Raw genomic sequence first — 21,461 nt, 5'->3', positions numbered from 1 at the left:
TTCGTTTCTCGGGCGGTCAGCGCGGCAAGCGGATCGTCGCGTTCAACCCGCCGCCGTCGCGGTTGGCCAGCGCGATCTCGCCACCGGCATCCCGAACGATCGCCCGCGCCAGTGCCAGCCCCAGACCGATGCCGCCGGTATCGCGGTTGCGCGACGTTTCCAGCCGGATGAACGGATCGAACACGGCGTCCAGCCGGTCGACCGGGATGCCCGGCCCCCGATCGGCGACGACGATCGTCACGGCTTGCGCGCCCGTTTCGACCCGCACTTCCGCCGCCCCGGCATATTTGATGGCATTCTCGATCAGGTTGCGCACCGCCCGCCGCATCAGATTGGGGCGCAGATGCAGCGGCACGCGCGCCGCTTCGACGAAATCGACGTCATGGCCAAGGTCGCGGAAATCGTCGACCACCGCATCGACCAGCGCGGCCACGTCGACATCGGTCGCCGCCTCGCTCGGTCGGCCGAGCCGCGCCAGCGACAGGATATCGTCGAGCGTCGCGTTCATCTCGTCGATCGTTTCCGCCATGCGCGTGCGGTCGGTATCGTCCTCTACCGACTCGATCCGGACGCGAAGCGCGGCGAGCGGCGTGCGCAGATCATGGCCGATCGCGCCCAGCATCCGGTCCTTCTCATCGACCATCGCATTCACCCGCTGCCCCAGGTCGATAAAGGCGGAGATCAGCAGCCGCACGTCCTGCGGCCCCGACGGCTCGATCGCGGGCAGGGGACGGGCAGGATGAAACGCCCGCGCCGCCACCGCCAGCTGTCGTAGCGGCTTGGCGATCCGGCGTCCGATCCACAACACCGGCAACAGGACGATGACGTAGAGGATGAAGGTCTGCGCCAGCAGCTGCCACAACAGCCCGCGCTCGGCCATCGGCCACGGCGTATGCGACACCAGCCAGCCGCGCCCAGGCAGTTCGACCGCCGCGTCGAGCACCGCGCCCATCCGCCGCAACCGCTCGGCCCGCCGTCCGGCAATACCGCGCTCGCGAATCTCGGCCTCGTCGATCGGGCGGATGCGCGCCGCAATGTGCCCGACGCGGATACCGGCATCGGCAAAGCCCCCCCGGATCGCCTGCTCGACATCGGTTTCGGCTTCACCACGCAGCGGCGGCACCCGGTTGGTAACCAGCCGGACGCCGCGCATCCGGTCCTCGCCGGCCATCCGGCGCGGCGCGGTCGTCCGCTCGGCCGCGTCGATCAAACGGGTGACCGCAGGCAAGGTGATCTCGGCAAAGCGAAATGCACGCCGCTCGCGCAGCAGCAGCGCAAAATTGAGTGCCTGCGCAACGAACAGCGCGACCGCAACCAGCAGCGCGATCTGGCCGGGCAGGCTCGTCGGCCATAGCCGCCTCACAGGCGCGTCACCTCGGCTGACAGCGTGTAACCACCGCCCCAGACGGTCTTGATGATCTCCGGGTTGCGGACATCGGTCTCGATCTTCTTGCGCAACCGGCTGACCTGATTGTCGATCGCCCGGTCGAAGGCGGCGGCCTCGCGCCCTTGGGTCAGGTCGAGCAACTGGTCGCGGGTCAGCACCTGCCTCGGGCGCGTCACCAGCGCATGAAGCAGGTTATACTCGCCGGTCGACAGCGGCACCGACACGCCCTCGCGATCGACCAGCGCCCGTTCCCCGGTCTTCAGCACCCAACCGGCAAAGGCGAACGACCCCGCCTCCGGGGCGTGTTGCCGGACCGTACCGCCGGCGGTACGCCGCAACACCACCTTGACCCGTGCCGCCAGTTCGCGCGGGGAAAAGGGCTTCACGACATAATCGTCGGCTCCCATTTCCAGCCCGACGATCCGGTCGGTCTCCTCCGTGCGCGCCGTCAGCAGGATGACCGGGGTTTCGCTGGTCTCGCGGATATGGCGGCACAGCGACAGCCCGTCCTCGCCCGGCATCATGATATCGAGGATGGCGAGGTCGATGGCATAGGCATTGAGCCGCGCCCGCGCGCCCTCGGCATCGCCCGCCTGGGTCACGCGGAACCCCTGTTTGGTCAGATATTGGGCAAGCGGTTCGCGGATCGATCGTTCGTCGTCGACCAGCAGGAGGTGCGGGATATCGGCCATGTCGGACATGCTAGGCGCACAAGCTCCTGAAAGGAACGCCGGACGGCGGGCGACACCCGCCGTCCGGCATGAGATCAGCCGGCGATATGCGGCGCGCGGCGCTGCATCCGCTTTTCACGCGCCATGAAGCGTTCGGCCGGATCGATTTGCCCGTCCTTGTTCACGTCCATGCGCTCGAACCGGGCGAGCGCGCGCGCCTGAAACGCCGCGCGGGTGATGGTGCCGCCCTGCTGTCCCTGCCGGCTCATCCGCTGTTCGCGCCCCTGACGGCGTTCGGTCGCATCGACCTTGCCGTCGCGGTTGACGTCCTGCCGGTCGAAGCCCGCAGCGGCCATCGCGCGGAACTCGCCGCGGGTGACGACGCCGTCGCGGTTCGCATCGGCCCGTTCGAGCATCCGCCCACCACCACGACGGCGTGCTCCGTCCTCGCCGGCCGGACCTGCCGCGACGGCACGTTCGGTCGCGCTGATCTTGCCGTCGCGGTCGGTGTCCAGCGCGTCGAAGCGCTGGTCGGCGCGGGCCATTGCATCGGCGCGGGTGACGACGCGGTCGGGACCGGGCGGCGGGGTCTGTGCGGCGAACGCCATGCCGGGCAGGGCGATGGCGGCCAAAGAAGCGGCAATGATGAACGATCGCATGACGAACCTTTCGAAAACGGGGGCAACCCCGGTAAATGATGCCCCCGTATCGCCGCGACTTGTCGTCAGCCTATGTCGCCGCGGCACCTTTTTGTCGCAGTTTGTCGCAACGCTCGCTCAGCTTGTAGCCGGCTTGCCGAACAGCACGCGACGCTGTTCGTCGGTCATCGGCTGCTCGCGGTAGCCGACCGACTTGCCCTTCTCATAGGCGGCAACGGTCGCTGGACGCGCGGCGATCGTATCGAACCAGCGCTTCAGATGGGGGAAGTCGTCCAGCTTTTGCCCCTGCGCTTCGTGCGGCACGATCCATGGATAGGCGGCCATGTCGGCGATCGAATAGTCGCCCGCGACGAACGATCGGTCGGCCAGCCGCTTGTCGAGCACCCCGTACAGCCGCGCCGTTTCGCGGATATAGCGATCCTGCGCATAGGGAATCTTTTCGGGCGCGTAGACGTTGAAATGCAGGTTCTGCCCGGCCATCGGTCCCAGCCCGCCCATCTGCCACATCAGCCACTGGATCGCGTCATAGCGCCCCGGCAGGTCGGCGGGCAGGAACCGGCCGGTCTTTTCCGCCAGATACAGCAGGATCGCACCCGATTCGAAGATCGCCAGTGGGCCGCCGCCGCCCGCCGGTTCGTGATCGACGATCGCCGGCATCCGGTTATTGGGTGCGATGGCCAGGAACTCCGGGCGGAACTGCTCGCCATTGGCGATGTCGACCGGATGAATGGTGTACGGCAGCCCCGCTTCCTCAAGGAAGAGCGTGATCTTGTGGCCATTGGGCGTCGGCCAGTAGTGCAGGTCGATCATGAAGCAGGCTCCGATTGGTTCGCGCCGCACATGGGGGGCGCTCCCGCTTGCGCCAAGGGTCAGACGCCCAGCCACGCCAATCCGCCGGGAAGCGGCTGCGCGGCGAAATCGACCTGCAACACCCGCCGTCGGGCCGGACGCATGGCGGCGTCGGACGCATGCAGGATCGGCGTCGCATAGAGCCAGATATCGCCACGTCGCGCGAGACAGGCAAGGATGCTGCTGGCACCGACGACCCCCTCCACCGCGCTCTCCGCGATACGCCCGAGCTTGTGCGACCCGAGCGCGACCAGCAGCGGTGCGTTATCGACCGGAACCGGATCGAGATGAACCCGCAACGTCACCATGGTTTCGAGCAGCGCGAAGGGCGGGGCGACATGCTGCAACCCCTGTTTGACGGTCCACGGACCGAAACCCGCCACATCGCGCCGTTCGCGCACCACGATCGTCCGGTCCTGATGCCAGCCGAGCGCCCAGTTGGTCGCCGCCGACTTGTCGAACAGCAGCGCGCGGACGGGCCGGGATTCAGGCCCGAGCACATCGCCCGCGACCGCACCGATCGCGCCGCCCGGTGCCAACAGGTAGCGCAGTGCCGCAACGCCGTGCAGCCGCACGCCCGCACGTTCGATCGGCACCGTGTTGAGCGCCGCCTCGATCGCCGGCAGGACGCTCGCCGCCGCACCCGGCAGCAGCATCGCGCCGTCGTGATCGAGCGTCGATGTCACCTCGCGAACAATGCCAGCGGGACGGCATCAGCCATCGCCTGATACCCCGCCGTCGACGGATGCAAATGGTCGCCCAGGTCATATGCCGGCAACAGCCGGTCGGGCTGGGTAGGATCGCGAACGATGCGGTCGAAATCGATCACCGCGTCGAAATTGCCCGCCGTACGGATCCACGCATTGACCGCCTGCCGCGAACCCTCGGCCGCCGCATCGGGGTGGTAATATTCGTTGCCCATGAACGGCATTACCGTGCCGCCGATGACCTTCAGCCCCTTGGCACGGGCGCGGGCGACGACCTGCGCATAGCCGGCGATCATCCGGTCGACATGCGCGCGTCGCTCGTCGGCACTCGCCGGCTTTTCGCGCGCCAAGCCGCCCAGATCGTTGATCCCTTCGAGCAGGATCAGGTAGCGCGCGCCGGGCTGGCTCAGCACGTCGCTGTCGAACCGCGACAGCGCGTTGGGGCCGAGGCATTCGATCAGCAGGCAATTGCCGCCGATCCCGTGGTTCAGCACCGCCACCTCACGCGTCGCCCGGTTCGCCGCGAGTCGTCTGGCAAGGCCATCGGTCCAGCGCTGGTTACCACCGTCCTTCACGCCGTACCCGTCGGTGATCGAATCGCCCAGCGCGACGATGGCGCGCGCGGTCGGCGCGGCATCGACTTCGACCGCCGCGATCTGGAACCATCGCTCGACCGGCACCGCACCGGCAAAGGCGACATCGGACAGCCGTTCGCCTTGCGCGATCCAACTGCGGGTCCGCGCGCCCGGATGGCCGGTCTGTTGTAGCGGCAGGTCGGTGAAGCGAGTGCTGATCGCCAGATCGGCGAGTGCCGTTACCGGCAACGCGACCGGATCGGACCAGAAGTCGGCCCCCGGCGGGATTTCGACCATCGCCCTGCCACCGAACGTCAACGCCCGGTCGCTACCGTCACGGATCGACGCGGCAGCCGGACCGGTCGCCAGCGCAATGCTGGCACCGGCGATGCGCAACGGCGTCGCGCCGAACCGGTTCGAGAATCGCACCCGCACCGCCCGTCCAGCGATCGTCACCCGGACCACCTGCCGCACCGTCGCGCCGCGATATTGCGCGTCGATCAGGCCCTGTTCGGCACTCCGTTTGATCGGCGACGTCGTCCAACCCGCGACCCACGGTGCGGCATGCACCGGCATCGCCACCGTCGCCAGTGCAACGGCCGCGCCCAGTAACTTGCACATCCTCATTTCCAGTTCCCCAACCCAATTCCCGACACTGTTATCACAATCGGCCCGACGGTTTCACGTACCCCTGTTGATTTGGTCCCATATCGAAAAGCATCGAATGGATGGCGAATTGATATTGGATTATCAGTACGTTGCTATCGTTTATTCTGCGGTTCCGGCTCAACCGGGATGTACTGGATATGCCGGACCGGGGCGTTGCGCGATTGGGAAATAGCCGATCGGACGGTTTGCGTAGATCCGACGGCGTCGTCGGTCGACGTCGACCGAACACCCATTAACGGTTGGCCTAGTATAGCGCATGCCGCTTTCCGACCCGCTGCAAACCAGCACTAGCCATGGATTTCGCCGCGCATTCATCGGTTCTTTTCGACCAACGCACTATTCCCCACCGTCGTCCAGCTAGTCTCTGCGACGATCAATCGCCCGGTCTGCCGGTTGGGTCGCGCTGGGTCGGCTTGCCGGGATTTGCGGGACGGGGTACGCGCATCGCATCACCCGCGCGCTGCGATGCGCGCCTATTTCTTACCTGAACGAGTATCGAACGTGACTGCTGTCTCTCGCGCGACGGATTCCAGACTGTGGTGGCTGGGGGACCGGATGGCGGTCCTCGTCCTTGGTCTGATCGCGGGGTTCGTGGTCGGGCTGTCCTTCGCCGGGCAGGGGCGGATCGAGTTGCCCGACGCGCCCGCACCGACGACCTCACCGACGCCGCCACTGGCCCCCGGCGCATCCTCTACCGGGCGCGATACCGTCGCGCCGGCGGCAATACCGCCTTCGGCAAACGCCCGCACCGTCGACAGCCCGCTCGACCCGCGCGTGATAGACCGGATGCGGCGGGACGGCGTGCTGCGGGTCGGCGTGTTCGGCGACAGTTTCGGCAATGGCATCTGGGATGCGCTGTACCGGCAGTTACCAAAGAGCGACGGGTTCGAGGTTCTGAAGTTCGCCAAGGAAGCCACTGGTTTCACCCGCTATCGCACCCTCGACCTCGAACAGCGTGCCCGTGAACAGTTGCGACAGCAACCGGTCGACGCGGCGGTCATCAGCTTCGGCGCGAACGACAATCAGGCGGTGTTCGCCGACGGGCATCTCCATCCGTTGATGAGCGATGGCTGGAAACAGTTCATTGGCGATCGCGTCGACAAGTTCGTGGCGGCGGTGCGTTCGTCCGGCGCAGTCGTCTACTGGGTGGGGTTGCCGGTGATGCGGGATGCGCAACTGGATGCGGATATGCAAGCGATGGACTCGTTCTACGAGGAGCATATGCGTCGTCTGGGCGTGCCGTTCATCGATTCGCGGCCGCTGACGCTAGATGCGGAGGGCAAGTACAACGCCTATCTGCCCGACCTGAAAACCGGCAAGCCTGCCCTGATGCGGACCGGCGACGGGCTGCACATGATCGGTGTCGGGTATCAGCGGCTGACGAACGGCGTCGCTGCCGACCTGCGGCGCTATGCCGAGCGGGTGCGACAGGCCGCCGGCCGCCCCGCGCTGGCGGCGAAGCCGACCGGGAGCGGCAACTAATGCCCGCGCTGCTCGCTTGGGCCATGGCGCAGGCCATGGCGACATCGACCTGTCATGGCGCGTTGTGCGACGCCGACCGTATCCGCCCCTTTCTCAAAAAGCTGGCGACGGCCCGCAGCAGTTTGGCACCAGTCCGCATCCTCCAGATCGGCGACAGCCATACCGCGGGTGACCAGATCACGGGAAGCTGGCGAACGCTGTTGCAGACCCGTTATGGCCGTGGAGGGCGCGGAACGCTTGCAGCTGGAAGGCCTTACGCCGGTTATCTCACACGAGATGTCACTGCGACCCAATCAGCCGGGTGGAGCGTCAACGGTATTTTCGGATCGGCCTATCAGTCGGCCGGCAGCGTGCGGATGGGCGTCAGCGCGTACAGCCTCTCCAGCGACACGCCGGGTGCAACGATTACCCTTGGTGCCGATGACGGGCGTACATTCGACCGGTTGACCGTCTGTGCGCTGACCGGGCCGGGGGCAGGGACGGTACAACTCGGCATTGGGGCCGCGGTCGTCGAATGGCCGCTGGCGGCGCTCGAACCCGGCAGCCGCTGCCGTATGCTCGACGCCGGTGCCGACGCTGCGATCGCATCGGCCACCGTCGTCACAGGACCGGTGACGCTGACATCGTGGAGCACCGAACGCAGCGTGGGCGGCGGGGTGATCCTGTCGAACCTTGGCACCGTCGGTGCGCAATTCACCCATTTCAATCGCACCGACGACCGCGTCGTCGCGACCGAACTCGCCACCTATCGCCCCGACCTGATCGTCGTCGCGTTCGGCACCAACGAGGCGTTTCGTCCCGGATTTTCCGCCGCAGCCTATGAAACGACGCTGCGGTCGGACCTGACCCGGTTGCGGCGACTGGCCCCCGGCGTCCCGATGCTGTTGTTCGGTGCGCCCGATTCCGCGACCCGCATTCCCAGCCTCCAGATTGGCGAAAGCGGTGCCAGCCTGCCCTGCGCATCCTCCGCGTTGTGGCGACCGACGGCGGCACTGGCATCGGTTCAGGCGATCCAGCGGCGGCAGGCAAGGGCGTTCGGCATCGCCTATTGGGATTGGGCGCAGGCAATGGGCGGACGCTGTGTCGCCGATAGCTGGACGCAGGGGGCGACACCGCTGATGCGCGGCGACCATGTGCACTTCACCAGCCGTGGCGGGGCCGAGATCGCGCGGCTGCTGCAAGCCGATCTCGACCTTGCCATGACCAGCCTGACGGCACCCACGGTCCCTGCGCTGACGGTTCGCTAAATGCTGTTTCCCACGCTCAGCTTCGGGCTGTTCTTCCTTGTCGTCTACGCCATCACCTGGTCGCTCGGGCGGTCGAACGAGTGGCGCAAGATCGCGCTGCTGCTGGCAAGCTGGTTCTTCTACGGGGCATGGGATGCGCGGTTCGTCGCGCTGCTGTTCGTATCGGCGTTCGTCAACTGGGCGCTGGCGGCGGCGATCGTGCGCAGCGACGACCGGCGCGGCCGGGCGCTGGTGACGCTCGGCGTCGCCGCCAATCTGGGCGTGCTCGGCTATTTCAAATATGCCGGCTTCTTCCTCGAACAACTGACGGCGCTGTTGCAGCCGCTGGGCTTCGGCCGCGACCTGCCGCTGTTGCAGGTGGTGCTGCCGGTCGGGGTGTCCTTCTTCACCTTTCAGGCGATCTCGTATCTGGTCGACGTGCATCGCCGCCGGGTGCCCGCCGCGAGCCTGCTCGACCTGACGCTGCTGATGTCGTTTTTCCCGCATCTGGTCGCCGGGCCGATCGTGCGCGGTGCCGACCTGTTGCCGCAGTTTCGCCGCGTGCCGACGATCGATCGCGGCACCGCCGCCGCCGCCCTGCTGCTGATCCTGTGGGGCCTGTTCAAGAAGGCGGTGATCGCGTCGCAGCTGGCCGGGGCGCTGGTCGATCCGGCGTTCTTCGATCCGAAAAGCCGGTCGAGCCTCGACCTGCTGATGGGGGCCTATGGCTATGCGGTGCAGATTTATTGCGACTTCTCCGCCTATTCGGACATGGCGATCGGGCTGGCAGCGCTGCTCGGCTACACGTTCCCGCGCAATTTCGATCAGCCCTATCGTGCCGCTTCGCTGCAGGATTTCTGGCGGCGCTGGCATATCAGCCTGTCGAGCTGGCTGCGCGACTATCTCTACATCCCGCTCGGCGGCAGTCGGAAGGGGCCGGTGCGCACCTATCTGAACCTGTTCCTGACCATGTTGCTCGGCGGGCTGTGGCATGGTGCCAGCTGGAGCTTCGTGATCTGGGGCGCGCTGCATGGCGGCTGGCTGGCGATCGAACGGTTCTGGTCGCGGCATCGCCCGGCCGGGCTGCCGATGGCGCCGCGCTGGGCCGGCATCCTGCTGACCTTCCACATCGTCGTGCTTGGTTGGATATTCTTCCGTGCGCAGGGGGAGGGGGAGGCGTTCGCCTATCTCCGTCAGCTGTTCGCCGGCGATTGGCGCAACACGCTGGTGACGCCGCTGTCGCTGGGGCTGGTTGCGCTGGGGCTGGCGATCCATGCCGTGCCGGTCGGCATCCTGCCGGGCATCGCGACGCGCGTGCGGACGCATGCCGCGCCGGTCATCGGGCTGGCGCTGGGCGCCCTGATCCTGATCGTCGACGCGATGCGGCCCGAAGGGGTCGCGCCGTTCATCTATTACCAGTTCTGACGGAGCGCGAGGATGACCACCGGTGCCGAACAGGGAGAGATCGCCGAGGTCGGATCGCCGGTGCTGGTGCCGGCGGCCCCGATCGACACGGTGCGGCCGTGGCGCTGGATGACCGGCGTCATCGCGACGGCAGCGCTGCTACTGAGCGTCTTCAACGCACACGCGATCGGGTCGTGGTTCGACGAATTGCCGCCGTCGCCGCTCACCGAGCCGCTCCGCGCGCCGATCGCGTCTTGGGTGGCGTTGACGGGGAAGCTGGGGTTCGACGCGCCGCGCGCGGCGGTGCGCAGGCGCTGGGAAGCGGCGCAGGCGGCACGGTTCGGCGACGAGCAGCCGGGCGAGGATGGCAGCGCGCGCTGAGAACGGGCGGGGGGATGTCCGTTTCTTTTCCAGAGTCGCTTTCGATCAAGGCTGATCGCCCTCACCCTTCCGCGGCTGCGCCGCTCCCTCCCTCTCCCGCAGGGAGAGGGAGGGATGCCGAGGCTGCGAACGGTGAAGGCAATGAAAGGCGGTAGAGTCACCGCGCTACCCCACAAACAGCAACGCCCGCGCGAGCCTTGCTCAGCGCGGGCGTTGCGGAAACGCGATCCTGCCGGGGCAGGCGGCGTCGATCAGCGGTAGAAGGTGTGGTCGGCGATCTGGGTAACGCGGGTGCGCCTGGGCATCGACGCGCCGGCCGAATGGAAGAACAGTGCGCCGGGGGCGACGTCTTCGCCCTTGCCGCTCAACGTGCGCTTGGCGATGTCGACCGCGTTTTCCCAGCGGCCATTGTTGCGCGGGGGGTCATAGGCGTCGACGTTGAAGAATTGGCCGCGCTGCTTGACGACGCCACAGGCGCTGTCGGCGAAGCGGCCGCTGTTGACGCGGGCGCGGATGACCTGCGCCACGGCGACCTGTCCACGATGCGGCTGGTTGCCGGCTTCGTGTACGACGACCTTGGCGATGCACTCGACTTCACGCTTGTCGAGGCGGGTCGTCTCGGTTTCGGTAAGGGCCGGTTCGGCTTTAGGAAGGGCCTGCACCACCGGGGCGGGTGCGGCAAAAGCGACGGGGGCAGGGACGTCGGCAACTGGTGTCGATTGCAGGGCAACCTCTGGTTCGGAATCCGTGCTCATCGCGACATGGGCACTCGCGACGCCGCTTACTGCGGTCAGGCTCCACAAAACCAATACGGACCAGCGCTTATTCATTCCCACTCACTGCTTGTGCGCAAGGGTGCCCGCCATCGGCCGCAGAAACGCGGACAAAATAGAGCGGCCGTCAGGAACCCCCACGTCTCGCCGTCCGTTACCTGCTTCTCGAAAGCGCAGATCGCCGGACCGGCTAAACTCGGACCGGCTCTTCGCCGTGATGCGGCGAAGTGTCAACGCAACCGCCGTTCATCGGCGATGAACCGTTCGCGGTATCCGATCAATCCATGGCCGAAACGATGAACTCGGCAGGTGTTAATCGATTTAAACCATGACCGGCGTCGCGCGATTGTCGCGAATCGACTTTAGTCATGCCCGATCAACCTTCCGTTCAGCTTCGGCGGTATCGGGATCGTCGGGCACACGGTAGGGTGCCGATCATGGTCCCGCCCGTTTTTCCTGAACCGATGAAGCGCCGGATACGGCTGGTGCGGTTCGGCTGGATCGTGCTTGGTTGGTGCTTCGTCCTGTTGGGGGTGGTCGGTGCGCTGTTGCCGGTGATGCCGACGACGATCTTCCTGATCCTGGCCGCCGCCTGTTTCGCGCGCGGGTCGCCACGGCTGGAGCGGTGGCTGCTCGATCATCCGCGCTTCGGCCCGACGCTGACCGCATGGCGGCAGGACGGGGCGATCGGCCGCCGAGCAAAGGCGATGGCGTGTGGCGGCATCGCGGTCGGATATGGGTTGTTCGTGTGGAGCGCGGGGCCGGGTCTGCTGCTCGGCGGCGGCGTGGCGGTGCTGATGGCGGGCTGTGCCGCCTACATCCTCTCGCGCCCGACACGATAGACTTCACCGGCCGCAGGGTCATGGTCGTCCTTCGCCGAACCGTCCCCTTGCGAACCGGCATTGGCGCGGTGGATCAGGTTAGTTCGAGGACCTCGATCACGTCCTCGCCTGCCGCGGCGGTGGCGGCCAGCGCCGTCAGACTGGCCTGCAATTCGTCGTTGCGGAACGGTTTGGTAAGGCGCGGGATATCCGAATCGATGCCGGCTTCCTCGGCGTAGCCCGATACGATCAATACCGGGAGCAACGGATGGCTGGCCTTCAGCATCCGGGCCAGTTGCGCGCCGCTGATACCCGGCATCAGATGGTCGGTAACGACGATATCGGGGCGCAGCCCGTCGCCCATCATCCGTAGCGCGTCCTCGGCGCTGGCGGCTTCGACCACGTGGTATTGGAGATCGGCCAGCATGTGCGCCGTGCTCATGCGGACCAGTTCCTCGTCGTCGATCAGCAGGGCGGTACCGCGCCGCGCCGATAGCGGCTGGACGTCGACGACCGGTTCGTCGGCGCAGATCGCCGTCTCGCTGACCGGAAGCCACAGGCTGACCACCGTGCCATGGCCGGGCGTGCTGTCGATCGTCAGCCCGCCACCCAGCTGCGCGGTCAGGCCATGGACCATCGACAGTCCCAGTCCGGTGCCCTTGCCGACGCCCTTGGTCGAAAAGAACGGCTCGATCGCGCGGCGACGGGTTGCATCGTCCATGCCGATGCCGCTGTCGCCGACGCTCAACCGGATATACCGGCCCGGTGCAAAGTCGCCTCTGTTCGCGGATAGGACGGTTTCGTGTCGCGCGCTGATCGTCAGCGTGCCGCCTTCGGACATCGCGTCGCGCGCGTTCACGGCCAGGTTCAGCAACGCCATTTCGAGCTGGTTCAGGTCGGCACGCGCCGGGGGCAGGTCGGTCAGGTCGACGCGCATCGCGATCGTCGGTCCCAGCGTCGATCCGATCAGCCCGGCCATGCTGTCGATCACCCGCGCGACATCGACCGCGGTCGGTTGCAGCGGTTGGCGGCGGGCAAAGGCCAGCAGGCGCTGGACCAGCGTCTTGGCACGCTCGGCCGATTGCAGGGCACCGCCGATCAGCCGCCGCTCACGATCGCTGCCGACCCCCTTGCGGACCAGCATGTCGAGCGAGCCGATGATCGGAGTCAGCAGATTGTTGAAATCATGCGCCACGCCGCCGGTCAGGCTGCCCATCGCCTCCATCTTCTGACTCTGGCGCAAGGCGTCGCGCGCCACTTCCAGATCGGCTTCGCGTGCCTTGGCATTGCTCAGGTCGCGGCCGACCGCGACGAAATTCATGCCGTCGGCCTCGGGGGCGACGGTCCATTCGATATGCTTCCAGTCGCCGTCGTGGGTCTGGATCCGGTTTTCGAATCGGGTCGGCTGCCGCCGCTGCGCCATGCCCGCGATCGCCGCCAACGTGTGGGCCGTATCCTCGGGATGCATGAAGCTGGCGTACCCACGCGACAGCAATTCGGCTTCGCTCCAGCCCAGTATCTGCGTCCACGCCGGGCTGACCGCCGACATCATGCCGGCGAAATCGGCACGCGCCAGCATGTCCTGCGACAGGTTCCACAGCCGGTCGCGTTCGGCGGAGCGGATCGCGACCTGTTCCTCCAGCGTCTCGTTCAGCCGGCGCAGGCCCTCTTCGGCACGGGCGCGTTCGACCGCATTCTTGACGCGTTCGCCGACCTCCTGGACCAGATGTTCCTCCGCCGCCGTCCATGCGCGGGGATGGGCGGACTGGACCGCCAGCACGCCGACGCGATCGGTCTTGTCGAACAGCATCATGTCGACGAATGCCCCGACATGCCGTTCGGCCAGACCGGCGCGGGCTGCGTCGTTCAGGTGCATGTCGCCCGCCACGTCGGCGACGACCAGCGGCACGCCGCTGCGATAGGCGTCGAGCAGGCCGGGGCCGAACGCTTCGAGCGAATGGACCCCGGCAAGCGACGGCACCCCCCGACAATAGTCGCGTTCGACGACCATCCGCCCGTCGGTGCCGATCTCGGCATAGAATACCCGCGATGCATCGAGCCATTCGGCGATGCGTTCGCAGGCGACGGTCGTGATCTCGCGGCGCGTCGCCAGCGGCCGGAGCGCATCGGACAGCGACAGCAGGAACCGGCTGTGGCGGACGCTGGCAAACCGTTCGGTCGTGTCGGCGAGGATGCAGATGACGCCCGCCGGCACCCCCGCTTCGTCGAGCACCGGCGAATAATCGAGGTCCATCCATACCCGTTCGGGCCGGCCGCTGCGTGCCAGCGTCATTTCCTGATCGCGGTAGCGCAGCGTTCCGCCGGCCAGTACGACCTGCATGACATGGTCGTTGAAAGCGGCGACTTCCGGCCAGCCCTCACGGACGTTCGCCCCCAGCAGCCACGGATGCCGCGCATCGGCGAAGACCGAATAGGCATCGTTGTACAACATCACGCCGTCCGCGCCCCACAACAGCACGATCGGCACCGGCGAGCGGAGCGTCATGGCGAGCGTCGTGCGCAAACACTGCGGCCAGCCATCGATCGGTCCGAGCGGCGTCAGCGCCCAGTCGTGCGCTGCAATCATCGCGCCGCAGTCCCCGCCACCGGCAAGGAAACCGGGCAGGGCTCGCGAGGCTTTTGCAAGAGCGGCAGGAATGTCCAACATGCGGGTAAATAGTCCTGATCTGGGCATGGCCCGCCGAATAGGTCGGAAGTACCGCAGTGATCTACAGTGTTCCTGCCGGAAATACGATCCGGATTGCATTATCGTTCAAGGGGGTGGCTGCAATGGCATGTCGATCGGCGTCGCCGTTCGTTCCCCGTCCGCAACCGGGTTGTTATCTTCCCGGATTTGCGGGTAATCCGGAATTGAAGAGGAGTGCGCGTGCAACAGGAACTGCCAAGGTCGCTCGTCGACTATCTACGACAGTCGCGCGTCGCCCTGGCCGTCGCTTCCGCGCATGACGACAATCATCTGTTGATGGTGAACGACCCCTTCTCCGCGCTGACCGGTTATACCGCCGACGATGTGGTGGGACGCAACTGCCGTATGCTTCAGCGCGACGCTCCGAACGTTCAGCCGCGTGCGAAGCTGCGCGATTTCCTGGTGCAGCCCGACCAGACCAACGTGCGGACGCCGATCGTCAATTTCCGCAAGGACGGGAGGCCGTTCGTCAACCTGCTGTATATGTCGCGGTTGCGCGGGATCGACGGGCGGTGCGATTTCGTCTTCGCGTCGCAGTTCGACGTCAGCCGGTCGCAGCCCGAATTGCTGGCCGAATATGACGAGCAACTGCGCGCCACGCTGGGCAAGCTGGTCCCGATCGCGGGCGATGCCGGGATCGTGGTCGAGGGTACGTTGCTGACCATCGCCAACAGCGCCGCGATCGTGGCACAGGCGAAGATGATGCTCGCCGATCTGGAGTCCGCCCCCGGTGCATGATGGAACGACGTCGCGGCCCGATGCCGCGCCGCAGACGACGGCGGTGCCGATCGTCGGCATCGGTGCGTCGGCCGGCGGGCTGGAGGCCCTGCGCGAGATGCTGGCCCCGGCGACGCTGCCGACCGGGCTGGCCTTCGTCATCGTCCAGCATCTCGACCCCAATCACGAAAGCATGCTGGCGCAACTGCTCGACCGCACCACCGCACTGCCGGTGCTGCAAAGTGCGGGCGGCGAGCGGGTCGAGGCCGACACCGTCTACATCATCCCGCCCGGCCGGGGCCTTGCCGTGCGCGACGGCGTGCTGGAGCTGACCGAATTCCAGCAGCCGCGCGGGCTTCGCCGTCCGATCGACGATTTCTTCCTGTCGCTGGCCAGTGACCAGCAATCGAACGCCGCCTGCGTGATCCTGTCGGGCACCGGCGCCGATGGCACCACCGGGCTGCGCGCGATCAAGGAAAATGGCGGCGTCTGCGTCGTGCAACAGCCCGAAAGCGCGCGGTACGACGGAATGCCGCTGTCGGCGGTCGGCACCGGCATGACCGATTTCGTCCGGCCGCCGGGTGAAATCCTCGAATGCCTGCAACGTTTTTTTGCGCGGCGGCGCAGCGATCCGGCCGAGCGCGAGGCCGATGTCGTCGCCGATCACGTCGACGAACTGTGCCGCGTACTGCGATCGGCGATCGGCCATGATTTTTCGGGGTATAAGCGATCGACCTTCGACCGCCGGGTCGAACGGCGGATGCATGTGCTGGGCATCGATACCGGCCGGGCGTATCTGTCGCGGGTACGCGGCGATGCCGGCGAATGCGAGGCGCTGTTCCGCGATCTGCTGATCAACGTCACGCGCTTTTTTCGCGATCCCGAAGCGTTCGAGCAATTGCGGGTGCGCGTCATCGAACCGTTGATGGCGCTGCGTCCGGGTGACGAGGATCTGCGCGTCTGGGTGCCCGGCTGTTCGAGCGGCGAGGAAGCCTATACCATCGCGATGCTGTTCGCCGAGGCCGCGCGCGCGAGCGGCCAGCCGCTGGCGGTGCAGATCTTCGCGACCGATATCGACGAGCAGATGCTGGGCATCGCCCGCGCGGGCAGTTATCCGATCTCGGCGCTGGTCGACCTGCCCCCGGCGCTGCGCGAACGCTATACGGTGCCACATACCGACCGGTTTTCGATCACGCCGGAGATCCGCGACATGATCCGGTTTTCCAACCACAACCTGGTCAAGGATCCGCCCTTTTCCCGGATCGACCTGGTGTCGTGTCGCAACCTGCTGATCTATTTCGACGATCGGTTGCAGCGATCGGTCGTGCCGCTGTTCCACTTCGCGCTGCGCGAGGGGGGCTATCTGTTCCTCGGGCCGTCGGAAAGCGTCGGCCGGTTCGAACACCTGTTCCAGCCGGTCGATCCATCGGCGCGGGTGTTCGTCCGTACGGCCGGTGCGACCAGCTATCCCATCGACCTGCCGGCCAACACCTATCCGCCGGTCGTCCGGCGCGAGCGCGGCGACCGGACCGACAGCCGGTCGCTGGGCAGCGAGGCGACGGCGATCCGGCGCGTGGTCGAACGCTATGCACCGCCCAGCCTGATCGTCGATCAGGACGGAGGCATCGTGTCGGCCTATGGCAAGCTCAGCCGCTATTTCGAATTTCCGGTGACGCGGACCGGGGGCAGCAGCGCCGTCAATCTGGCGCGTCCGGGATTGCGCACCGTCATCGGCCCGCTGTTGCGGCAGGCACGCGACGAAAAGCGGCGCACGGTCGCGCGCGACGTGACCGTCGAGACCGATTACGGGACGCAACCGATCGAGGTGATCTGCGACCCGTTGGGCGACGGCACGCTGCTGTTCGTGTTCCGCGAAACGGGTCCGTTCCAGCCCGTCGATGGCGACGACATGCGCGATCTGGAAGCGGGGCAGGACCATATGGAGGCGTTGGAGGACGATCTGCGCCTCACCCGTCACCGCCTGCGCTCGGCGATCGAGGAGCTGGAGACTGCAAACGAGGAGCTGAAAAGCTCCAACGAAGAAATGATGTCGATGAACGAGGAGCTTCAATCGACGAACGAGGAATTGACGACCGTCAACGACGAATTGAAAAGCAAGGTCGATCAGCTGACCGTCGCCAATTCCGACCTGCGCAACTTCTATGCATCGACCGAACTCGCGGTGGTCGTCCTCGACGCCGAGATGAAGGTGCGCAGCTATACCGACGCGGCGACGACGATCTTCCCGCTCAAGCCCGCCGATCGCGGCCGGCCGTTGACCGATGTCGCCAGCCGGTTGCAGGGGTCCGACCATCTCGACGATGCCCGTGCGGTCGTGAGCGGTGCCGCGCCCCGCCAGCGTCGGGTCCATACCCATGACGGCCAGCGCATCTTTTCGATGCGCGCCTTGCCCTATCGCAAGCAGAGCGGCGCCGTCGATGGCGCGACGCTGGTGCTGACCGACATTACCGAGGCGCTGGCACTGGAACGGCAGCTGGCGGCCGAGCGTGAGCGGCTCGACATCGCGATCAAGGCCGCTGGCATCGGCGTATGGGAATATGCGCCCGAGTCCGGTGAACTGGTCCTTGATCCGGTCGAGCGCGCATTGTTCTCGCTCGAAACCGACGATGCCGACAATATCACGACGTTGCTCGACCGGATCCATGCGGAAGACCGGATCAGTGTCGAGGCGGCGCTGCGTCGCGCCATCGAACGCAGCGGCGATTACGAGGCCACCTTCCGCGTCGATCGACCCGATGGGGAAACGCGCTGGGTAAAGGGGTTCGGGCGGATCGTCGCGGGCAGCGCGCCGAAGCGGCTGGTCGGGGTGTCGATCGACGTGACGCCCGAATATGCCGTCGCCGAAACCCGCGAGCTGATGTTGCGCGAGATGAACCACCGGGTGAAGAACCTGTTCGCGGTGATCGCGGGCATGATTACGATCGCGTCGCGCAGCTACGACGACGTTCCAGGGTTTGCTGACGATATCCGCCGCCGGATCGCCGCGCTGGGCTCGGCGCATTCACTGGCATCGCCGGCGGGTCAGCCACAGGCGGTCGGGCTGGACGACATCGTCGAAACGACGCTCGCGCCCTATCGCGACCATGCACGGATCGAAATCGATGGTCCGGTCGTTGCACTCAACCGAAACTGCCTGTCACCGCTGGCGCTCATTCTACACGAATGGGCAACCAATTCGGTGAAATATGGGGCGTTGGGCAGTGACGGCCAACGCGACTTGCAAGTCCGGTGGCAGGTCGGGGACGGGGGAATAGAACTGACATGGACCGAGGAAACGGACGACACCCGGCAACCGGCATCGGGCCAGCGCGGCTTCGGATCGGTGCTGGTCGAAACCAGCGTGCGACAGCTGCGCGGCACGACGCGCCATGTGGTCGAGGACGGGGTGTTCCGTCTGGAAATCCGGTTGCCTGCCGCCGTGCTGCGGCATGACTGATCCGGTTCTGCTCGTCGAGGACGAGCTGTTCATCGCATTGGACGTACAGGCGACCATCGAAGCGGCGGGCTTCGCGGTAGAAGGGCCTTGCATGACGCTGGTCGAGGCGCAGGAGGCTGTCGATCGCTTCAACGCCGCATTTGCCGCAGCGGTGCTCGATGTCCGTCTGGCCGATGGCACGGTGTTCGAGGCGGCCGACCGGCTCCACGCCGCCGGGGTGCCGCTGATCTTCCATTCGGGCCATGCCGACGATGCCGACTTACGGCGACGCTATCCGAAGGCGATGGTCTGTCCCAAGCCGAGCGCACCCGACACGCTGGCAGCTGCGATCCGCAGCGCGGCGATGCGGGATGGGGAAACGTCGCACCGCTCTGCAACCGGCTGATCGTTCCGGACCAGCCGGACGGAGGCGGGCGCGTGCTGCGTCCCGCTTTGCCGACAGCGCGCTATTTCGCCCAGAGCGAGCGGATCAGCCGACCATTTTCGGTGTCCCAGCTCTTCGTGCGGTCGCCGATGCTCTCGCCCCGGAACAGATAGGTTTTCGACCAGCGCGGACCCCAGCCCCATGCCGCGCCGCCGACCACTTCCGGCGTGGTGCGGAAGAAGGCGACGATGTCGTCGACCATCGCCTGACACGTCTTCGGCACCGTCTTGGCCCGGCCGAACGCGAATTCGCCGACATAGAGCCGCATGCCGAGCTTGCGCGCCGCCTTCACCGAATTGCCGAGCGGCCCGGTCGCCGGATAGGGGCGGCATTCCGGCGTCGCGCCGGAGCCGCCACGATTGAAGTAGCGGTGCGGCGACAGCCAGGTACGCTTCAGCGGATCGAGATCGGCCAGCGTGAAGATACCGCCGCGGTTCAGGCTGCACAGCGCGCTTTCGCAGGCCCGTTTCGGCGGCTCGCCGCGATCGGCCCGACCGAACCCCGACCATCCGCGCCATTCGAGGATCAGCTGGTTGTCGACCCCGGCCTTGCGCAGCGCGTGGATCAGGTCGCGGGCGTCGGGGCCCCAGCTTACCCACGTCCCGCCCTTTGGCTCGTTCTGCAGGTCGAACGCGACCAGCGGCTGGCCGCGATACCGGCGTCCCATCCGCAGCCAGAAGTCGCGGATGTCCGGGTCGCCGATATTGCCATAGCTGTGTTCGTCGATGACCATCAACATGCCGCGCGCCGTCCCGCGCTGGATCAGCGCATCGAGCGCCGCCAGCTTCTCCGGCGTGTCGAGCCGGGCGCGCTTGACGGGCAGGCGGATGCTTTTCGCGCCGGCATTGGCGTAGAAATCAATGTCCTGCGGCCGGACCGGCAGCGGTTCCTTGAACTCCAGACTGCTGACGTTCACGCCCCACCATCGACCCTGTTCCAGAAACGCATGGCTGTCGCGGCGCGGTGCCGCGGCGGCCGGCATGGCCGATACCGACAGGGCGAGGAGGAGCGGGGCGATCTTCATGGTCCGGGTCTCCTTGGGGTTCGGTGGGCGGTTACTTCACCGCGAACCGTCGCAGGCCGGTGAGGGTCACGATCTTGCCCAGCCCGATCGCGTCGAACAGATCGATCAGCGCGACGCGCGTCGACCGGACGATCAGACCGAATGCCAGCGTGCAGACGCCGCCGACGGCAAAGCCGACGATCGACGTGACCGCATCGGACCACATGAACTGATAGGACAGCAGCAGGCCGAGCCCCGCGCCGGTCGCGGCGACGATGCCGAGCAGCAGGCCCGGCAGGCCGGAGCGAAGCTGATCCCGCCCGCCGACCGGCCCGGTACGGCCCGATGCGAAGACGCGGACGAACGCCATGAAGATCGATGCCGCGCTAAACCCGACCGCCGCGCCGGCGATGCCGAACTGCACGCCGATCAGGATGGCGACGATGCGCACGATCATGTCGACGACGCCCAGCGTCCGAAGCTCGCTCGACCGGTTCTGGGACACGAACAGGTCGCCGGCGGCATAGCCGAACCCGACCGCCGCCAGCGACGGGGCGAGCAGCGCCAGCACCAGCCCGGCATCATGCCACCGGTCGCCGAGCAGCGTGCGGACCAGCGGCACCGCGACGATGCACAGCGCCGCCGATGCCGGGATCAGGAAGGTACACAGCCGCCGGACGAGCCCCAGATAGGCGCTGCGATATTCGTCGGGATGCGGGCGCATCCGGGCGAGGAAGGGCAGGGTGGCCTGTGCGATCGGCTGCACGATGTTGAGCGTGGGAATCTGGAACAGCGCCTGCGCCCGGTTGAACTGGCCGAGCGGTGCCGCCCCCAGAAACCGGCCGATGATGATCGGCGCGGCGTTGCCGGCGGCGAACAGCGCCAGCGAATAGATCGAGGTGTTGGCACCGAATGCCAGCAATTCGCGCAGGTTTTCGGGCCTCGCCGGACGGTCGGGCTTCCACCGGTTGCTGCCGACATACATGATCGCGCCGCTGACCAGCTGGGCGACGTTGCCCAGCACGATGGCCCAGACGTTGCGGTAGAGATAGGCGAGCACCAGCGTCGACAGGAACCCGATGAACAGCGACGCGGAATCGATCAGCGCGAGGCGTTTGAATTGCAGGTTGCGCGACAGCATCGCCTTGTACTGCGACGCGATGCCGCTGAACAGGAACCCGACGAGCGACGCCAGGATGGTCCAGACGATGATCGGCTGACCGTAGAAGTCGGCGATCCACGGCGACGCGATCCCGATCGCGACGGTCAGCAGCACCGTCGTCGTCGAATTGAACCAGAAGACGAAGCTCATTTCCGCCTGGCTGATGCTGCCCTTGCGCATCAACGCGTTGGTCATGCCGAAATCGCGCAGCGTCACCGCAAAGGCGAGCATGATCAGCGACATGTTCGCCAGACCATAATCGGTCGGCGACACCAGCCGGGCGATGGTGAAGGTCGATACCAGCGAGATCGTCAGTGTGAAGGCACGCCGCGCCAGCAGGGCTTTCGGCCCGACCTGCGCCCGCCGTTTGGCTTCAGCGATATCCAC

18 protein-coding genes are annotated in these 21,461 nt (G+C 66.6%); 8 read left to right on the top strand and 10 right to left on the bottom strand.

Annotated elements, in window-relative coordinates; genetic code table 11:
* Positions 1-16: 16 nt before the first annotated feature.
* The 6 genes from ASE90_RS10360 to ASE90_RS10335 all read right to left on the bottom strand — a co-directional run bounded on the left by ASE90_RS10360 (position 17) and on the right by ASE90_RS10335 (position 5,475).
* Entirely contained in the window at positions 17-1,363 is a 1,347-nt protein-coding gene (locus tag ASE90_RS10360; RefSeq protein WP_055999774.1) for a sensor histidine kinase, read from the bottom strand.
* Positions 1,360-2,079, bottom strand: coding sequence for a response regulator (locus ASE90_RS10355; protein WP_055999772.1), 720 nt, complete (start codon positions 2,077-2,079; stop codon positions 1,360-1,362). Before ASE90_RS10355 ends, ASE90_RS10360 begins: the two co-directional genes overlap by 4 nt.
* Positions 2,080-2,153: 74 nt before the next feature.
* Positions 2,154-2,717 (bottom strand): EF-hand domain-containing protein, encoded by a 564-nt coding sequence (locus tag ASE90_RS10350; protein ID WP_055999769.1) that lies wholly within the window; start codon positions 2,715-2,717, stop codon positions 2,154-2,156.
* Between the two features lie 117 nt (positions 2,718-2,834).
* Positions 2,835-3,527 (bottom strand): glutathione binding-like protein, encoded by a 693-nt coding sequence (locus tag ASE90_RS10345; RefSeq protein WP_055999766.1) that lies wholly within the window; start codon positions 3,525-3,527, stop codon positions 2,835-2,837.
* A 59-nt stretch (positions 3,528-3,586) separates the two neighbouring features.
* A complete protein-coding gene (locus ASE90_RS10340; RefSeq protein WP_235531752.1) occupies positions 3,587-4,252 on the bottom strand; it encodes a phytanoyl-CoA dioxygenase family protein in 666 nt (221 codons plus the stop codon).
* On the bottom strand, positions 4,249-5,475 hold the full coding sequence (locus ASE90_RS10335; protein ID WP_235531751.1) for an SGNH/GDSL hydrolase family protein: 1,227 nt from the start codon (positions 5,473-5,475) through the stop codon (positions 4,249-4,251). The genes ASE90_RS10340 and ASE90_RS10335 overlap by 4 nt, the downstream gene beginning before the upstream one ends.
* A gap of 543 nt (positions 5,476-6,018) precedes the next feature.
* On the opposite strand from ASE90_RS10335, the gene ASE90_RS10330 reads away from it, so the two are divergent.
* The 4 genes from ASE90_RS10330 to ASE90_RS10315 are packed head-to-tail and all read left to right on the top strand — an operon-like array spanning position 6,019 to position 10,010.
* On the top strand, positions 6,019-6,999 hold the full coding sequence (locus ASE90_RS10330; RefSeq protein ID WP_162235080.1) for a GDSL-type esterase/lipase family protein: 981 nt from the start codon (positions 6,019-6,021) through the stop codon (positions 6,997-6,999).
* A 35-nt stretch (positions 7,000-7,034) separates the two neighbouring features.
* Complete coding sequence (locus tag ASE90_RS10325) at positions 7,035-8,246, top strand: GDSL-type esterase/lipase family protein (protein WP_235531750.1); 1,212 nt, start codon at positions 7,035-7,037, stop codon at positions 8,244-8,246.
* Positions 8,247-9,650 (top strand): MBOAT family O-acyltransferase, encoded by a 1,404-nt coding sequence (locus tag ASE90_RS10320; RefSeq protein WP_055999753.1) that lies wholly within the window; start codon positions 8,247-8,249, stop codon positions 9,648-9,650.
* Positions 9,651-9,662: 12 nt separating this feature from the next.
* Positions 9,663-10,010 (top strand): hypothetical protein, encoded by a 348-nt coding sequence (locus ASE90_RS10315; protein WP_055999750.1) that lies wholly within the window; start codon positions 9,663-9,665, stop codon positions 10,008-10,010.
* 251 nt (positions 10,011-10,261) lie between these two features.
* On the opposite strand, the gene ASE90_RS10310 is transcribed toward ASE90_RS10315, so the two are convergent.
* A complete protein-coding gene (locus tag ASE90_RS10310) occupies positions 10,262-10,840 on the bottom strand; it encodes a cell wall hydrolase (RefSeq protein WP_082449710.1) in 579 nt (192 codons plus the stop codon).
* A gap of 407 nt (positions 10,841-11,247) precedes the next feature.
* Between ASE90_RS10310 and ASE90_RS10305 the strand changes: the two genes are divergently transcribed.
* A complete protein-coding gene (locus tag ASE90_RS10305) occupies positions 11,248-11,625 on the top strand; it encodes a YbaN family protein (protein ID WP_055999745.1) in 378 nt (125 codons plus the stop codon).
* Positions 11,626-11,698: 73 nt separating this feature from the next.
* Here the strand turns inward: ASE90_RS10305 and ASE90_RS10300 are convergent, their stop codons facing one another.
* Positions 11,699-14,191 (bottom strand): ATP-binding protein, encoded by a 2,493-nt coding sequence (locus ASE90_RS10300; protein ID WP_235531749.1) that lies wholly within the window; start codon positions 14,189-14,191, stop codon positions 11,699-11,701.
* Between the two features lie 300 nt (positions 14,192-14,491).
* Here ASE90_RS10300 and ASE90_RS10295 point away from each other — a divergent pair, with 300 nt between their 5' ends.
* From ASE90_RS10295 to ASE90_RS10285, 3 genes are read left to right on the top strand one after another with little or no spacing between them, the layout of a single operon-like run.
* Positions 14,492-15,049: a PAS domain-containing protein gene (locus ASE90_RS10295; protein ID WP_056000175.1), complete on the top strand. Its 558-nt coding sequence runs from the start codon at positions 14,492-14,494 to the stop codon at positions 15,047-15,049.
* Positions 15,042-18,485: a CheR family methyltransferase gene (locus tag ASE90_RS10290; RefSeq protein ID WP_268795008.1), complete on the top strand. Its 3,444-nt coding sequence runs from the start codon at positions 15,042-15,044 to the stop codon at positions 18,483-18,485. Before ASE90_RS10295 ends, ASE90_RS10290 begins: the two co-directional genes overlap by 8 nt.
* Entirely contained in the window at positions 18,478-18,870 is a 393-nt protein-coding gene (locus ASE90_RS10285; RefSeq protein WP_055999740.1) for a response regulator, read from the top strand. The genes ASE90_RS10290 and ASE90_RS10285 overlap by 8 nt, the downstream gene beginning before the upstream one ends.
* A 61-nt stretch (positions 18,871-18,931) precedes the next feature.
* Here ASE90_RS10285 and ASE90_RS10280 read toward each other — a convergent pair whose 3' ends face one another.
* Entirely contained in the window at positions 18,932-19,933 is a 1,002-nt protein-coding gene (locus ASE90_RS10280) for a glycoside hydrolase family 5 protein (RefSeq protein WP_055999738.1), read from the bottom strand.
* Positions 19,934-19,964: 31 nt separating this feature from the next.
* Complete coding sequence (locus ASE90_RS10275; RefSeq protein ID WP_055999735.1) at positions 19,965-21,461, bottom strand: lipopolysaccharide biosynthesis protein; 1,497 nt, start codon at positions 21,459-21,461, stop codon at positions 19,965-19,967.

Origin of the sequence: Sphingomonas sp. Leaf67 (assembly GCF_001421965.1) — a bacterium.
In the GTDB taxonomy this organism is placed as follows: domain Bacteria; phylum Pseudomonadota; class Alphaproteobacteria; order Sphingomonadales; family Sphingomonadaceae; genus Sphingomonas.
The sequence above is the reverse complement of the archived record's forward strand: the minus strand, read 5'-3'. Positions and strand labels throughout refer to the sequence as shown.

Coding starts and splice junctions, on each gene's coding strand:
- ASE90_RS10355 (WP_055999772.1), bottom strand. CDS start 2,079: ATGGCCGATATCCCGCACCTCCTGCTGGTCGACGACGAACGATCGATC.
- ASE90_RS10350 (WP_055999769.1), bottom strand. CDS start 2,717: ATGCGATCGTTCATCATTGCCGCTTCTTTGGCCGCCATCGCCCTGCCC.
- ASE90_RS10345 (WP_055999766.1), bottom strand. CDS start 3,527: ATGATCGACCTGCACTACTGGCCGACGCCCAATGGCCACAAGATCACG.
- ASE90_RS10335 (WP_235531751.1), bottom strand. CDS start 5,475: ATGAGGATGTGCAAGTTACTGGGCGCGGCCGTTGCACTGGCGACGGTG.
- ASE90_RS10325 (WP_235531750.1), top strand. CDS start 7,035: ATGGCGACATCGACCTGTCATGGCGCGTTGTGCGACGCCGACCGTATC.
- ASE90_RS10320 (WP_055999753.1), top strand. CDS start 8,247: ATGCTGTTTCCCACGCTCAGCTTCGGGCTGTTCTTCCTTGTCGTCTAC.
- ASE90_RS10315 (WP_055999750.1), top strand. CDS start 9,663: ATGACCACCGGTGCCGAACAGGGAGAGATCGCCGAGGTCGGATCGCCG.
- ASE90_RS10310 (WP_082449710.1), bottom strand. CDS start 10,840: ATGAATAAGCGCTGGTCCGTATTGGTTTTGTGGAGCCTGACCGCAGTA.
- ASE90_RS10305 (WP_055999745.1), top strand. CDS start 11,248: ATGAAGCGCCGGATACGGCTGGTGCGGTTCGGCTGGATCGTGCTTGGT.
- ASE90_RS10300 (WP_235531749.1), bottom strand. CDS start 14,191: ATGATTGCAGCGCACGACTGGGCGCTGACGCCGCTCGGACCGATCGAT.
- ASE90_RS10285 (WP_055999740.1), top strand. CDS start 18,478: ATGACTGATCCGGTTCTGCTCGTCGAGGACGAGCTGTTCATCGCATTG.
- ASE90_RS10280 (WP_055999738.1), bottom strand. CDS start 19,933: ATGAAGATCGCCCCGCTCCTCCTCGCCCTGTCGGTATCGGCCATGCCG.